The following is a 15,116-nucleotide window of genomic DNA, read 5'->3' on the forward strand; positions in this document are numbered from 1 at the left end:
ACGGCCAGCAATGCTTCTTGAGGAATTTCAACGCTGCCCACTTGCTTCATGCGCTTCTTACCTTGGTTTTGGTTTCCGTTGTGGGTTCCTTGGCATGCTGCACATGGAGATTATCCAAGAGCGGCTCGAGCGGGAGTATGATCTCGATCTGATAACATCGGCGCCCACTGTCGCATATGAAGTGAAATTACGTAACGGCGATGTGATTATGGTTGATAATCCATCGCGTCTTCCTGATCCCGGATCTATTGACGAGATGCGTGAGCCGGTCGTGGAAGCGAATATTCTCGTGCCACAAGCGTATCTGGGGAATGTCATCAGTCTCTGTGTCGAAAAGCGGGGTGTCCAACTTGATATGCAGTTTGTTGGCGGTCAAGTTGCTTTGAAATACGAACTTCCAATGGCTGAGGTAGTACTCGACTTTTTTGATCGTATCAAGTCGGTTAGTCGCGGATTCGCGTCACTCGATTACCAATTTGAGCGCTTCGAACCCGCAAATCTAGTCAAGCTTGACGTGTTGATCAATGGAGACAAGGTAGATGCATTAGCATTGATTATTCACCGTGATCATGCTCAGTCTAAAGGCCGTTTGCTGACTGAAAAAATGAAGGAATTGATTCCGCGTCAGATGTTTGATGTTGCCATTCAGTCCGCGATTGGTGGCCAAATTGTTGCAAGACAGACAGTGAAAGCTCTTCGAAAAAACGTAACTGCAAAATGTTACGGTGGAGATGTAAGTCGTAAGAAGAAGTTACTCCAGAAACAAAAGGAAGGTAAGAAGCGCATGAAGCAAGTGGGCAGCGTTGAAATTCCTCAAGAAGCATTTCTGGCCGTGCTCAAAGTAGATAGTTAATGTGGCCTCCAAGGTCGGCGTATAAACGTTTAAGAAAATTTGCGAGTAGAGTATGGATATTGATTTTCCCCTGGTTTTAGTCGTTTTGACGCTAGCCACTGGTCTGGTTTATTTGCTAGATGTGTTGGTGTTCGCGAAAAAGCGCGCTCAACTTGGTGAGGAAGGTGAGGCCGAGGATGTGAAGGTTCCTTGGCTGATTGAAAATTCGCGTTCATTCTTCCCGGTTTTGGCGATCGTTTTGGTGCTGCGGTCATTCTTGGTTGAGCCGTTTCAAATCCCGTCAGGCTCTATGTTGCCCACTTTAGAAGTGGGTGATTTTATTCTGGTAAATAAGTTTGAGTATGGGCTACGCCTCCCTGTTGCAGGTACGAAGGTCGTGGAATTGAATGATCCGCAGCGCGGTGACGTGATGGTATTTAAATTTCCTGAAGATGGGAAAACTAACTATATCAAGCGAGTCGTCGGGCTACCGGGTGACAAAATTAGATACTCACAAAAGCAGTTATTTATTAATGATGAATTGGTGAGCGAGCGTATGCTAGCGAACTTTGCACCCTATAAACTATTTGAAGAAGAGCTTGGTGGGGTAAAGCATCAATTGATTGAGCACCAGTTGCGACGAAATATTGAGGCAGAAGGCGAATGGCTTGTACCCGACAATTCGTACTTTGTGATGGGAGATAATCGCGATAATAGTAACGATAGTCGTTTTTGGGGTTTTGTCTCTGACGAGCTCGTTGTAGGCAAGGCGTTTGCGATTTGGATGCAATGGAAAAGCATTACATCTCTGCCTTCGTTCTCACGAGTCGGCGGTATTGAGTAAACCTTTGATTTGATGGAAAAACAACGGTTGTCCGTCTACCCTTTAAAGGTGTGCGAGACAATTCAAAACCCGTATGAGAGGACTTATGCTGCAATCCCAAGAACAATTTTCGACTCCGGCAAGACAGCGAGGGGCGTCCATGCCCGCGATTTTGATTTTCGTAGCGATGGCAGCAATGTTTTTGCTCGTGGGTTTCAAGTTGTACCCGGCGTATTTTGAGCATTGGCAGTTGCAATCTGTCGTTGAGTCTTTCGAGAAAGATCCCGAAACGCGAGAGCTAAGTGTCGGCGAAATCACCAAGCGATTTCGAGTGCGAATGCAAACCAACAATATTCGAGAAATTGATTTTAATGACGCAGTCACCATCGAAAAGGATGGCGGTGTTTTGTATATCTTTGTCGAGTATGAGTCCCGTATAAATATCTACAACAACGTTGATGCTGTTGTAACATGGGACGAAACGACAGAGATATTTCTCTAATTTGGAGCTGAGTGATTCAAACTGATTTAGGCCGTCTCGAGCGAAAGCTTGGCCACACATTTAATGACCAGACTCTGCTTGAGTTGGCCCTGACGCATCGCAGTTTTAAAGGCAAGAACAATGAGCGTCTTGAATATCTTGGCGATGCGATATTGGGATATGTTATCGCTGAACAACTTTTTCTCAGATTTCCAAATGCAAAAGAAGGCCAGTTATCGCGATTTCGCGCTCGTTTAGTAAAAGGTGTTACGCTAGCGGAGATCGCAAAAGGTTTTGATGTTGGCGATTATCTGCGCTTAGGGCCGGGGGAACTCAAGAGTGGCGGTTTTCGGCGAGAGTCTATTCTAGCTGATGCCTTGGAATCGATTATCGGCGCGACATTTCTGGATGCTGGTCATGATGCCGCTAAAGACATGATTTTATCGTGGTATGAAGAACGACTTGCCTCGCAAAGCCTTAAAGATACCGAAAAAGATCCAAAAACCCAGCTTCAGGAATTCTTGCAAGCCCGAAAGTTGCCTCTTCCCAAATATGAAGTATTGCGAACAGAAGGCGAAGCGCATGCGCAAACGTTTTTTATTCGCTGCAGTATTGAGCCCGCTGATGTGCTAATCGAGTCGAGTGGCCCAAGTCGACGACACGCCGAGCAGGATGCTGCACGTAGCGCCCTTGAACAACTGAGTAAATCTCTATGAGTGATGAAAGTAAAAAATCCGACGCGACGCAGTCGCCTGATGAGCTAGACGCACTGCTAGGGAAGGCGTTTGGTGGGGTTGTTCAGAAGCAAAATACTCGCTGCGGATACGTCGCGATTGTTGGCCGTCCGAATGTGGGGAAATCGACACTAATGAACCATATTTTGGGGCAAAAACTGAGTATCACATCGCGGCGACCGCAAACTACAAGGCATCAAATTCTTGGTATTAAAACGCATGGTGAGAATCAGGCAGTTTACGTAGATACGCCCGGCTTACATTTGAAAGAGCATAAAGCGATTAATCGCTACATGAACAAAGCCGCTTCAAGCTCTCTTAAGGATGTCGATGTCGTAGTCTTCGTTGTTGACAGAACGTATTGGACTGATGACGATGATTTAGTACTCGAGAAATTGGAGCAGGTTAAGGCGCCTGTGATCTTGTGTGTAAATAAAGTAGATCGAACCAAAGATAAGGGTAGATTTTTGCCCTACCTTGAAGAGCTTGCAAAGAAATATAGCTTTAAAGAGATCGTTCCGATTTCCGCCAAGCAGGGACATAACATTGATTCCCTCGAGAACTTGATAGAAGACCTACTCCCTGAGAGCATGCATTATTTTCCTGACTCGCAAGTCACTGATAAAAGTCAGCGATTTATGGCAGCGGAGATGGTGCGTGAAAAGATAATGCGTCAACTTGGTGATGAGCTTCCATATTCGGTTACGGTAGAGATCGAAGAGTTTAAGAAAAAGAAGAACATTCTTCATGTGAGCGCACTGATATTGGTAGAGCGCAGTGGACAGAAAAAGATCGTAATTGGTGAAAAGGGCGAGCAAATCAAGATTATTGGTCGCGATGCTCGAAAAGATATGGAGCGCTTGTTTGACAGTAAAGTCATGCTCAATCTTTGGGTTAAAGTGAAGGGCGGTTGGTCAGATGATGAACGAGCGCTCAAAAGTCTCGGGTATAAAGACCAATAGGCAATCCGTCGATGCTGAATGCTTGTTACATCCTGCATCGAAGAGCATATCGAGAGACAAGCTTATTGCTCGATGTGTTTAGCTACCAGCATGGTAAGCTTTCATTGCTTGCGAAGGGTGCCTATAAAGCTAAGTCTGCAAAGAGTGCTCAGTTACAGCCTTTTCAGCCTCTTCTTTTAGATTGGGTGGGAGGGGCGACGCTTAAGACCCTTTCCAAATCTGAAGCACCGCGTCCGGCGCTTCAGTTCTCCGGTATTAGCCTTTACGCAGCCATGTATTTAAACGAATTGCTCTACAAGCTTTTGCAGGAAGAGCAACCTATGCACCCTCTTTTTGAGGCCTATATTTGGGCTTTGGGGGCTCTCAGCTCAGGGTATGATGTTGACGATTCTCTTAGACGGTTTGAGGTAGAGTTACTTAGGTCACTAGGGCTTCTTCCTGATCTGTATAACGACTGGCAGGGAAATCGGCTAGAGGCGTCTTCTACGTACTATTTAAGCAAAGATGGGGCGTTTGTGCTTAGCGCACAAACAGAAACAAACGCAGCGCGTAGTAAACCGCTATTGATTAATGGCGCAGATGCCCATCGCCTAGCAAGTATCTTGGACAGCCCGAGTGTCTTCTGTGCTGAGGACTCGTCCATCGGTGAGCGCGCGGCCACGTTTATATCAAACTCTTCAGTCAAGGCCTTGCTTCGAGGGTTGATTGATAAGGCGCTTGATGGCAAGGAGTTGGAGAGTCGCAAACTCGTAAAGCAGTTTGTTGGGCATCTTAAGAATTAAGCAGTGTAGACCAGAGAGAGAATCGTAATGCAACAGACATCATTTCCGCAGAGAGTATTGCTTGGCGTTAACGTCGATCACGTAGCAACACTCCGCCAAGCTCGCGGAACGCGTTATCCTGACCCCGTCCAAGCGGCGATGCTAGCTGAGGAAGCTGGTGCGGATGGTATTACAATTCACCCCCGTGAGGACCGTCGTCATATTCAAGATCGTGATGTCTTTGTGATGAAAGAGACCTTACAAACACGGATGAATTTAGAAATGGCGGTGACGGATGCCATGATCGACTTGGCACTTAAAGTCATGCCCGAGCATGTTTGTTTGGTTCCGGAGAAGCGCGAAGAGCTTACAACAGAGGGGGGACTCGACGTTATCGCCCATGAGGAAAAAATCAAACGCGCGTGCCATGTGCTCGGAGCAAAAGGCGTCGAGGTCTCATTGTTTATTGATCCAAGTCTCGAGCAAATAGAGGCCTCTCGGCGTTGCGGTGCCGCGGCTATAGAACTCCATACTGGTGCTTATGCGGAGCCTGAAAGTAGAGCGCACCAATTGAGTGAACTGGCGCTGATTTCTGACGCTGTTCGTTTTGGCGTAGAGCATGGCCTAATCGTAAATGCAGGCCATGGTTTGAATTATCAGAATACGCATGAGATCGCGTCGATTGAGGGCGTCAACGAGCTCAATATTGGGCATAGTATTATCGCTCGCGCTTTGTTTGTCGGGATAAAAGAGGCCGTCTCGGAAATGCGCTCGATTATTATCGAATCGGCTAGAGGTTAGATAGTTTGCTGGGTATTGGGGTAGACCTCGTCGATGTTGCGCGTATCGAGAAAGCGTTTGCAAAAAATACAGAGAAGTTTCCGCGTCGGATATTATCACCCGAAGAGTTAGAGCAGTTTTTGGTTAGTGCTGATGAGGTGGCTTTTTTGGCAAAGCGTTTCGCCGCAAAGGAGGCCGTTGCCAAAGCCTTAGGCACTGGCTTTTCGGGCGGTGTCTCATGGACAGATATTTCGCTAGACCATGATGAATTGGGGAAGCCTTACGTCAATCTTTTTGGCGCGGCAGAAGAGCAATTCCAGAGGATGGGGGCCACTCGAGTGTTGGTGAGCCTCTCTGATGAAGCGGGACTAGTGATCGCCTACGCGAACGTTAGTTGATGGATTGTCTTTGAGGCTGCGATAGGCATCTAGTCGCACGGTTTGGCGATTTTGCTTAACCGGCGACGCGCTTCAAATCAATTAAGATGCCTGGCAAACCTCAGAAAAATTAAAAGGTGATCCGTAACCCTAGAAATAACCCACTTTCGAACGTTCGATCGTTGCTGCTATCTTTAACGCCGGCGTTGAGGTATTGGTATCCTGCCGAAATGTCAGCACTTTGAATCACGCGATAGTTCAATTGGGCACGAACATGCGTGTAACGGTCAGCATCATCGTAGGCTACGATATCGGGCGCATAGTGGGCGCGAAGCTCTGTCGACAAGCCCGGAGAAGCGGGTATGTTAACTCGAATATTTCCTCCAAATGCGATTGCCGCGCCTTTAAAACCACCTTCTTTCATTCGGGTTGCTTCTAGTCCAAGCATCACGGTTGTCGGCATATTCGCTATAGCGGTTTGTCCTTTTGTATGGAGATTAACATTACTAATGTTAATCGACGCACTTTTGTCTTTGTAGAAATGTTCAAAACCAGCAATCAAACCTGAGTTACCAAGATCGCCTTCAATTCCGCCGCCAATGGTGTCGTTGCTGATGCGAAAAGCAACCTCGCCACTATGAGCATTGGAAGTGGCAAAGATCGAAACGGCGATAATTCCTAAAAGACAGTTGGAGAAAATTTGTTTCATGCAGAACCTTTTCTGAGTTGTAAAATTGAGAGCGGATTAAAAGTCATACCGAAAAGAGGAAAACAACGAAAAGTCCGGACTGGTGCTTGGTCTTAAGTCTTCATTGAATCCGAGTTGTAGTTTTGCTGAACGGAGCTCGTAGTTAACTGCTACGCTCGCAATAATGGGCACCCAACCAAGTTCTCTTATGCTCGAGTCAAAATAAGGCGAGTTTGTATCAAGTTGCGCCTCTAGGCTTAAAGAGTTGGTTGCATCGTAGCCCATGCCCATTGTTCCGCCCAATATTAACGGATTTGGTTTGAGTTCACCAAACTCATGGTTGCTATGCAGTATACTAGCGCCGGCGCCAAACCATGTTCGCAACGTTGGTAAATAGCTCTGCGAAAGGAAAAGGTCTGGACCGGTCAGGCTCGAGCTGACGGTAAAACCGTAAGTATCTGTCGATGTTCGTTTAGAAGTGCTACCCGTCGGAATTGATAAGCTCACTCGTAAATTTGAAAATGCTTCTAGCTCTCTGAATTCGTAAAAAAGCGTGGTATCTCCATAACCGGTTTGGGAGCGGGTTAAAGAATAGATATCTTGATTGTTGGATTGAATGCGCCAATTGAGTTGGTTTTGATTGTTTTCAGTGCGGCCGTTCTGGGGCATCCCAAACAGGTCATGAAAATCATAAATAAGCTGATCCATAACCCCGGTCGAATGCTTGAACCATCTATTTGTTATCCCGGCAACATTCTTACCTAGGGTGAATTCCAATGATTGTTGAACGGTGCTTGTCTCTCCATCAATGTTATAAAGACTGTTGCCATCATCGCCTGAGCTTAGGTAATTTGCACTGGCAATATCAAGCGTGTATCGAGCATCCGAAGAGCTTTTTGCGTCCAGTGCTGGGTAGTCTATTTGGGGGAGCTGCCCGATCACGGGACTCAAGTTAATGTATCGGATGTTCGCTACGCTCGTTTGGCAAGCGCATAGCATGACAAAGCTGATGACTAGCCGTTGTGTAAGTTTTGAGTTGTACATAATTAATGATTCGTCGGTAATGCCGCTCAGAATAGAGCAGTCATCGGAATTTTGTTAGTGTTATTAACGACAAATAATAAAAGTAGTAATGGTGGGTGTAAGTAGGAATGAGAGCTTTAATTAAGGGACTAATGGAAGCAAGTCTTCTGCGGAAACTTTTACTTCGTGTGTTGTTTGGCTCGCTCTTGTTTTTGGCTGCATTTCAGTTAATCGAGGGCTATGAGCGATACAAGGGGTACCGAACTGCGGTCGTTGCGTGTATCGATGAACATTTTAGGGAGTCGAACGACGCTCTTGCAAAGTACTTAAAAGCAGGGCTTTACGAGAACCTGTCTGCGCGTTTAAACAGCATCGAGTATTCCTGCGCTTTTCCCAAAGGCCCGCTTGCGATGAATGAGGTGATTTACAACGCCATCGAGCAGGCAAATTTTTACTGGAGCATCGAGAAAGATGATCGGCAAGTATTAAGTATCGGCAAGAATCTACTCCGTGGTCCGACAAGTGTAATTGCCCACCCGTTGAGTATTTGGCACGAGGGAAATCATGGAGATTACTGGGTTGGCTCAATCAATCTTGAGCTTTTCTTCGGAGACTACCTTTCGCAATTGGTCGGGGAGCTTTGGGTCGATTTTAGTAAAGAGCTTTTTAAGCTCGCGTCTATTTGGCTGATTACATACCTGTTGTTTTATCGTTGTTACATCGTGCCGAATCAAGTTTTTGTTAGAACTGTTTCTAAGTCTCGTTTGTTGCCCGCTGAGGTTAGAAATCTCGTTGCCGGAAGGCAGGATGAATTAAGCAATGTTTGGCGAGCCTTTCTTGTTCTGAAAGAGAGTGCGGAAGTCGAGCGTTTTGAGTTTGAATCTCAAATTAGAGATCTCGAAACGCACATTGCTAAAATTGAACGAGGCCAGGCAGGACAAAGTCTTTCTACAGAACATGCCAGCTTGGATATCAAGAACGCGCTCGCTCGCGCACTCGTCTTACAAGCTCGAGCAGCGCGCACAGGCGATCCGCAGGCTGCATTTCGTTCAAGCTATCTTAGTGCCGTTATGAGCGTTGCTGCGAATCTGCATGATCGTGCACAGATGGAGTCAGGCGAACTTATCCTTAGCGAGATCCCGTTTAATTTCAGGGTGATGATGTTGCAGGTATACCAGGAGTTTTTGCCTCGTTTAGAGCGCAGAGCGATCTCTGCCAACATTCATTTTGATCCGAACCTCCCTGCATTTGCGGTTGGCGACCCAGAGAAACTAAAGCGAATTGTGCGAAATGCGTTTAAACGAGCACTTCTTCAAGCGCGTGTTGATTCGTTTACTGTTCGAGCACAGTATCGGCCCGATACACGAACTGGCCCAAGATTTTTACTAGAACTCGTTACCAGTGGAAAAGCAGATGCTGGTAGCGGTATTAGTCAGTCAGGAGACGGGCGGAAGGAGCCTGAGAAGGGCCCAACGCCAATGCTTGAGATGCTTTGTTACATCATGGGCGCGCGCTGGGTTTTTTCGATGGGCCTGGATGGAGAGTTGAAACAAAGCCTTAGCGTTGCGCTGCCAACCGTCGATGCGCCGGCGAACTCTTTACTCGATTTAAATGAGTACAGTGCGTTAAAGCACTTGCACGTACTCGTCTATGATCTCCCAGACCAGGCAAAAAGTGTAATTGCTCGGAGTCTGAAAGGGCTGGTCAGTCGAATCGATTATGCGAGCAATATGGTCAAGCTCAAAGAGCAAATAGGTAAATCCGCCGGCTTACCGCATCTTGTGATCGTATCGGACATGGTAGAACGTATGTCGAGCAAGGAGTTTGTGGCTGATTTACGTCGAAGTCTTTCAGGGGGAGTGCAGCTTATGGTTGTGAGCGAAAGCCCTCAGATAGGTGATGGTCAGCACTACATAGACATAGGTGTACAGGCGTTCGTTTCGCGAGCAAATTTCTCAAAATATGGCATGTTGATCATCAATTATCTTACACAATACGCTCGGCGATTGGGTGAGCTACCCAATCTCGTAACGCGTTATACCGTGCTAGATTACTATGGTGTGAACGAGGATTATTCTTTACCGCAAGACCTGAGCTCTGCCCCTAGAGGTTCGGTTTTATTAGTCGCTGAAGAGCTGGTTTGCATCGAATACACGCGCCTTAACTGTGTGCACCATGGTATGCAACTTGTTCATTACTCATCGGCCTTTGAGGCCTTAGACGCATTCCGACAGGAGGCATTCGATGTGGTGCTAGTTGACGATCAATTTGCAGATGTGGATACGTTGACGATCATCCAGATGATGCGGCAAATCGAGTCGCGACGAACATCTTCCAAACGCGTACCGATTATTGCGCTCGGGTCGGCGGAAGAGGATGATAAGGACACATATTTGCGTGTTGGCGCTACAAGTGTCGTTAATAAATATACCATTGATGGAAGTTTAGGGGCGGTTTTTACTAACTACATCAACAAGCCGTAACGGGTACTTTTTATCATTGCGTTTTTCTACCTTGGTGCTAAATTGAAATTGAAAACAATAACTAACTAAGACAAGGGAGTGAATATGGTTGCACGCGCATACATTCGGCATCCCTCTGATATGCCAATCGAGTTGGCTCAAGTAAAGGCGCAGGACGTCTTATGCAGCACCACTAAGGATATAAGTGTTGGCGGACTAAGCTTTGCGTCACGAAGGCCTTATGAAATCGGGTCAGGGGTTAAGATCCGTATTCCCGTCACAACGCCTGCTTTTGAGGCAAAAGCTAAAGTTATATGGTGTCTTGTCTCTGCGGATGGATATGAAGTTGGCGTTGAGTTTAACGAGGTTGAAGACGCTTACCGGGCACGGATGGTCGAGCAGATATGCCACATTGAGCATTACCGACTTTGGGTAAAAGAAGTCGAAGGTCGTGAAATTGATTCTGAGCACGCTGCCAAGGAGTGGATTGGTAAATTTGCTGAAGAGTTCCCGGCTCTCTGTTAGTTAGGTCACGAATACCTAGTCATTCACATGGACTATGAGGGCTCAATATTTGGCCTAAGATACCTTGCTAACCTTAATGATGTGCGCAGTTTTCTGTTCTACCTGCCACTCTATTTCCAGATCAAAAATCCGCATTCTGTAAGTCCGCTCTTTGTTTGCTTGATGGTAGGCCGGTCGCGGATCCTGTTTGATGAGCTCTTCTATAAAACGATCAAGTTGCTTGCACTCGTCCAGCCTAGGATGGTTTCTAATGACGTCTTCCGCTTCGGATGCAAACGCGACGTCTAATACCGGCTCGGGTGCCGCATCTGCAAAGCCGCAGCTAGGGTGAGTCGGTCGGTCGCTATACTCTACATAAGGTTTAATATCGTAAATTGGAGTGCCATCGAGGAGGTCAGGGCACGAAATAACAAGACTTACAGAGCCATTGTCGATCTTTATGGCTTGAAGTTCTACCAAAGACAGGCCAAGAGAGTTTGGTCTAAACGAAGAGCGAGTGCTGAATACACCAATGGATTGGTTTCCTCCCAGGCGAGGGGGTCGTACGCTTGGTTTAAATTGGTCTCTAATGTTCTTGTGAAAGCCGAACTGTAGCCATAGATGGCTAAAACCTTCGAGCCCAGTAAACGCATCTGGATTGTCGTATGGCGGGTTAAAGGTCAGCAATGCTTCTGCATATCTTATAAGCACCGACTGACGCGGAATTCCAAACTTCTCTTTGAATGGGGTGTGGACGGTCGCAATCGGTGTAATGTTCATTGTTGTTCTGAAGAGAGAACCATCTCAATTTTAAAGGTAATCGAAGGGGAGAACTTCCAGTTATCTTCTTTTGGATAATAAATTTCCGGAATCATTTCGTAGAATAACCATTCTTTATGCATTTTTCGGCGGTAAATTGCATGCGCGAAATAGCCCGTCGCTTGCACTTCAGGTTGCGTTTCACCAAGTATACCTATCTGGTAGTTGATTGCTCGCTTTGAATCGATTTCCCGTAGGAAGGAAAGTGTGTTGGCCAGTTCCCATCGTCGAGTTTTATGGTCATATCGCCCATCAGACGTCTGTCGGAACACAAACCAAGGACTGTTTCTTTGAGCGGTTACATTCAGCTGAGTTCCCCATCCCTCGCTGTGAAAGTAGTAGAGGCTGTCATAGCTTGATAGCTCCCAATCTTTGTTGATCGCATATTTTGCGTTTAGACGATAACGCCAGAATGGATCGATTGGCTGCCCGAACTTCACGCCAACCCCGGTGCTGGTATTGATGTGACGCTTTTTGTTAAGCTCAAAATCAAGCGCGCCAACCGCCGAGTCATTGAGATTTTTCTGGTCCTTGTTTGAACCTTGAGGACGCTTCTGTTCCCCAATAGTTTGTTCTTCCGGCGGCTCGCTCTCGAGAACTATGCGGAGTTTTTCTTTCAGGGTCGGCAGGTCCAGACGAAATTTTACTTTTGGATCGAAATAGCTCGTTCCGCCTTTGATCTGTTGGAACTCGAAACCGAGCTTGAGGAAGCTCCCGTTAGATTTTCGAATCGCATCGTCGCCGGCGAAGAATCCGTCGAGCTGGGCACCTGTGTCGCCGACCACTTTACCCCAGTAGTTTCGCGTATCTATAAGCCAGGCAAGTGTCGATGAATGCGGTGGTTTTTCATCTGTATCAGCGGGTAAATGCGGTATATTGATCTCGGCAAAGCTGTTTTCATCCGCGAAGCTTAACGAACTGGCTAAGGTGAAAAGGCAAAATAAGAGAACAAAACGAGGATTATAAAAAGTTACAGTGCTTGCGAATCCTTTGAGCGTGTTCATCCAATTTCGCACGTTTCGTTTGAATCCCAAATAGTCCGGTGATATGTAAAACCAGTTTAGGCAAGTTTCTAAGAAAGTCATGTTTCGATCGCGGGATCACATGTAAATGGATATGTGGCACGGTCTGATTCGCTTGCCGGCCGTCATTCAGTAACAAGTTGCTATCCCCTTCGCCAAATCCTGCTTTCGCGGCGCTTGCCATAACGATTGCGCCAAGCTCAAACAAACGGCGCTGCATATCGGAGGAAAGGTCATTGAGATATTGCTCATGTTTTTTAGGTATGACCAGTGTATGCCCCGGTGTCAGAGGATATGCGTCCATGATGATGAGAAAATCCTCATCTTCGTAGAGGGTACTCACAGGTAATTTTCCTGAGAGTATCTGACAGAAAACGCACTTTGTTTTCTTGAATATCATTGTAATTTACTGGACGCGGCTTCAGAAACTGCATCTGAGAGTTCCCATTCGTCTTGTTTTTCGGATGGGATGGCATACTCCTCAGACGCCCATGCACCAAGGTCTATTTGCTTACAGCGCTCACCACAAAACGGACGATAGCTATTTTCTTCAATCCACTGGACTGGCTCGGCACAATTTGGGCAATTAACGATTAATGGATTTTTCATTTTGGATGTTGACAGAGCTCAAGATAGTAACGGTGTTTCAATTCTACCATGTGCTGGAGGTGTGCTTCATTATCATCGTTGAGAATTATATCGTCAGCGTGTTTTTGTTTTGCCTCTCTTGGCATTTGCGCTGCAATAATTTTTTCAATGCTGTCAATACTGACGTTGTCGCGCTTGGTGGCTCGCTCAATCTGCAGCTCTTTTGGCGCATCAATCAGTAATGTTCTTGAGCAGAGCTTGTGCTGGTCGGTTTCGAATAAAAGCGGGGATACTAGGATTGCGTAAGGCGACTCTGCATTTGAAATCTGGCGGATAATCTCGGAGCGAATGATTGGGTGAAGTAGTGCTTCAAGCCAGCGCTTAGCATTCGTGTCGCTAAATATAATTGCCCTGAGCTTAGTGCGATCGAGTCCTCCGAACTCATTTAGAATATCCGCGCCGAATTGCTTAGCGATTGTCGCTAAAGCGGGCTTGCCTGGTTCAACGACTTCGCGAGCGACAAGGTCTGCGTCGACGACATGAATTCCAAGCTTCTCAAAGTGGGCGCTCGCAGCGCTTTTTCCGCTGCCAATTCCGCCAGTTAAACCGATTATTAGCATTGAATAGTTGCCATGCTTCGCTAAAGGGGTTTGTGAAAGTAGATGTCGATAGCGAGTCGCTGTAGGTTAAACATCATGCCCGTTACCCGAGCCAAACGCGCTTAATTTCGTTGCCCCAAACTAGTGCGACCCAACCTGCGACCGCTAAGTAGGGGCCAAACGGCATCGGTTTGTTTTTGTCTCGTCCTTGTATCAGCATCGCGCCTAGTCCATAAAGAGCTCCGACAACAGAAGACAGTAGTACAATGATGGGCAGCATCTCCCATCCGAGCCATGCGCCGAGTGCGGCGAGTAGTTTAAAGTCACCATAGCCCATTCCTTCTTTGCCAGTAAGTAACTTAAATAGCCAGTATATCGACCAAAGAACAAGGTAACCAAAAACCGCTCCAAAAAAAGCACTTTCGAAACTAGTAATCAGCTCGAAGTAGTTAACAATAAGGCCAAGCCACATCAAAGGTAGCGTTATGTTGTCTGGCAATAGCTGGGTATCTGCATCGATCATGGTCAGTGCAATAAGAGCCCAAGTAAACAGAAGTAAAGCAAGTCCGGCGTAAGATGCACCAAATGCGATGGCGATAGCCAAGCACATCAAGCCACTAGTGAGCTCGACAAGAGGGTAGCGAATGCTGATTCCCGTTTTGCAGCCGCTGCACTTTCCGCGAAGAAATAGGTAGCTGATGATGGGGATGTTTTCCCAAGCTCTTATCGCATGCCCGCATTTAGGGCAGGTTGAGTTTGGTGTTGAAAGGGTTAGGTTTTCAAGTTTTGGGGGCTCGAGTTCTAAAAACTCAGAAGCCTGTAACTTCCATTCCTGTTCAAGCATCTTTGGCAGGCGGTGTATAACCACATTTAGAAAACTGCCTACGAGTAGACCGAGGACTAGGAAACTGGAGTAGAGTAAAAAAGGGGTTTGGTTGAGAGTGGTAAAAAATTCTTGCATCGTTAGGTCAGTCGCTTGCCATATTCAAAGAGAAATTAATACTCATAATAAAAAAGGCAAAGCGCTTGCTTTGCCTTTTGATTACGCTCGAAGAGGTTAAACCACAGCGCCCATTTGGAATATAGGGAGGTACATCGCGATGATCAAGCCGCCGACTAGAACCCCAAGAACCGCCATAATCATAGGCTCCATAAGGGTGGTCATGTTGTCAACTAGATTGTCTACTTCTTCCTCAAAGTGCTCGGCCACTTTGTCGAGCATGCTGTCTAATGCACCGGACTCCTCACCAATCGCGACCATCTGAACGGCCATGGTTGGGAATACCTCTGTTTGCTTCATTGAGTACTGGAGCTGCGTTCCTGAGCTAACCTCATCACGAATTGTATGTACCGCGTTGCGGTGAACAACGTTTCCCGTAGCACCGGCTACTGAGTCAAGGGCGTCAACCAATGGGACACCCGCTGCGAATGTTGTCGAAAGTACTCGGGCAAACCGAGCAACCGCAGACTTGTCGATGATGTTGCCAACGATAGGAATTCTCAGCGTAAAACGATCAACGGCATCTTGAAAAGCTTGGCTTCGTAGCTTGGCCTGCTTAAATGCATACAAAAAGCCGCCGATTCCGGCGATGACGATTAACCACCATTCTTGCATCCACTCAGATATTCCAATCACGAACTGGGTGAAGATCGGAAGTTCG

Annotated in this window: 18 protein-coding genes and 1 pseudogene; 10 read left to right on the top strand and 9 right to left on the bottom strand. The window is 46.7% G+C overall.

Annotation, left to right across the window (positions count from 1 at the left end):
* The 8 genes and pseudogenes from A3751_RS14515 to acpS form a co-directional block, all read left to right on the top strand.
* Positions 1-853: pseudogene (locus tag A3751_RS14515) on the top strand (elongation factor 4); the annotation flags it as partial.
* Positions 854-905: 52 nt separating this feature from the next.
* Positions 906-1,676 (top strand): signal peptidase I, encoded by a 771-nt coding sequence (gene lepB / locus A3751_RS14520; protein ID WP_068457373.1) that lies wholly within the window; start codon positions 906-908, stop codon positions 1,674-1,676.
* A gap of 85 nt (positions 1,677-1,761) precedes the next feature.
* Positions 1,762-2,157: a DUF4845 domain-containing protein gene (locus A3751_RS14525; protein ID WP_197466370.1), complete on the top strand. Its 396-nt coding sequence runs from the start codon at positions 1,762-1,764 to the stop codon at positions 2,155-2,157.
* A 14-nt stretch (positions 2,158-2,171) separates the two neighbouring features.
* Positions 2,172-2,852, top strand: coding sequence for a ribonuclease III (gene rnc, locus A3751_RS14530; RefSeq protein ID WP_068457420.1), 681 nt, complete (start codon positions 2,172-2,174; stop codon positions 2,850-2,852).
* Positions 2,849-3,832: a GTPase Era gene (era, locus tag A3751_RS14535; RefSeq protein WP_082863281.1), complete on the top strand. Its 984-nt coding sequence runs from the start codon at positions 2,849-2,851 to the stop codon at positions 3,830-3,832. The genes rnc and era overlap by 4 nt, the downstream gene beginning before the upstream one ends.
* An 11-nt stretch (positions 3,833-3,843) precedes the next feature.
* Complete coding sequence (gene recO, locus A3751_RS14540; RefSeq protein WP_068457378.1) at positions 3,844-4,614, top strand: DNA repair protein RecO; 771 nt, start codon at positions 3,844-3,846, stop codon at positions 4,612-4,614.
* Between the two features lie 27 nt (positions 4,615-4,641).
* The gene (gene pdxJ, locus A3751_RS14545) at positions 4,642-5,394 is read left to right on the top strand and encodes a pyridoxine 5'-phosphate synthase (RefSeq protein WP_068457390.1); all 753 of its coding nucleotides are present in this window, start codon (positions 4,642-4,644) and stop codon (positions 5,392-5,394) included.
* 5 nt (positions 5,395-5,399) lie between these two features.
* Positions 5,400-5,771, top strand: a complete 372-nt coding sequence (acpS, locus tag A3751_RS14550; protein ID WP_068457393.1) for a holo-ACP synthase — start codon at positions 5,400-5,402, stop codon at positions 5,769-5,771.
* Positions 5,772-5,880: 109 nt separating this feature from the next.
* On the opposite strand, the gene A3751_RS14555 is transcribed toward acpS, so the two are convergent.
* Positions 5,881-6,459, bottom strand: a complete 579-nt coding sequence (locus A3751_RS14555) for a YfaZ family outer membrane protein (protein ID WP_068457395.1) — start codon at positions 6,457-6,459, stop codon at positions 5,881-5,883.
* Positions 6,460-6,495: 36 nt separating this feature from the next.
* A complete protein-coding gene (locus A3751_RS14560) occupies positions 6,496-7,482 on the bottom strand; it encodes a DUF3187 family protein (protein ID WP_068457397.1) in 987 nt (328 codons plus the stop codon).
* Positions 7,483-7,589: 107 nt separating this feature from the next.
* On the opposite strand from A3751_RS14560, the gene A3751_RS14565 reads away from it, so the two are divergent.
* Positions 7,590-9,944: a hybrid sensor histidine kinase/response regulator gene (locus A3751_RS14565; protein WP_082863282.1), complete on the top strand. Its 2,355-nt coding sequence runs from the start codon at positions 7,590-7,592 to the stop codon at positions 9,942-9,944.
* 84 nt (positions 9,945-10,028) lie between these two features.
* The gene (locus tag A3751_RS14570; protein WP_068457403.1) at positions 10,029-10,448 is read left to right on the top strand and encodes a PilZ domain-containing protein; all 420 of its coding nucleotides are present in this window, start codon (positions 10,029-10,031) and stop codon (positions 10,446-10,448) included.
* A gap of 54 nt (positions 10,449-10,502) precedes the next feature.
* On the opposite strand, the gene tsaA is transcribed toward A3751_RS14570, so the two are convergent.
* The 7 genes from tsaA to A3751_RS14605 all read right to left on the bottom strand — a co-directional run.
* Positions 10,503-11,207, bottom strand: a complete 705-nt coding sequence (gene tsaA / locus A3751_RS14575) for a tRNA (N6-threonylcarbamoyladenosine(37)-N6)-methyltransferase TrmO (RefSeq protein ID WP_068457405.1) — start codon at positions 11,205-11,207, stop codon at positions 10,503-10,505.
* Positions 11,204-12,250, bottom strand: coding sequence for a hypothetical protein (locus A3751_RS14580; protein ID WP_068457408.1), 1,047 nt, complete (start codon positions 12,248-12,250; stop codon positions 11,204-11,206). Before A3751_RS14580 ends, tsaA begins: the two co-directional genes overlap by 4 nt.
* A complete protein-coding gene (locus A3751_RS14585) occupies positions 12,207-12,668 on the bottom strand; it encodes an HIT family protein (RefSeq protein WP_068457411.1) in 462 nt (153 codons plus the stop codon). Before A3751_RS14585 ends, A3751_RS14580 begins: the two co-directional genes overlap by 44 nt.
* Positions 12,665-12,877 (bottom strand): DNA gyrase inhibitor YacG, encoded by a 213-nt coding sequence (gene yacG / locus A3751_RS14590; RefSeq protein ID WP_068457413.1) that lies wholly within the window; start codon positions 12,875-12,877, stop codon positions 12,665-12,667. The genes A3751_RS14585 and yacG overlap by 4 nt, the downstream gene beginning before the upstream one ends.
* Positions 12,874-13,476: a dephospho-CoA kinase gene (gene coaE, locus A3751_RS14595; RefSeq protein WP_068457417.1), complete on the bottom strand. Its 603-nt coding sequence runs from the start codon at positions 13,474-13,476 to the stop codon at positions 12,874-12,876. Before coaE ends, yacG begins: the two co-directional genes overlap by 4 nt.
* Before the next feature lie 82 nt (positions 13,477-13,558).
* Positions 13,559-14,416 carry an A24 family peptidase gene (locus tag A3751_RS14600; RefSeq protein ID WP_068457419.1) on the bottom strand — a complete coding sequence of 286 codons (858 nt, stop codon included), beginning with the start codon at positions 14,414-14,416 and terminating at the stop codon, positions 13,559-13,561.
* A 96-nt stretch (positions 14,417-14,512) separates the two neighbouring features.
* Positions 14,513-15,116, bottom strand: a 604-nt coding sequence (locus A3751_RS14605; protein WP_197466372.1) for a type II secretion system F family protein, incomplete at its 5' end; no start/stop codon positions are given.

This window comes from Oleiphilus sp. HI0080, assembly GCF_001635135.1.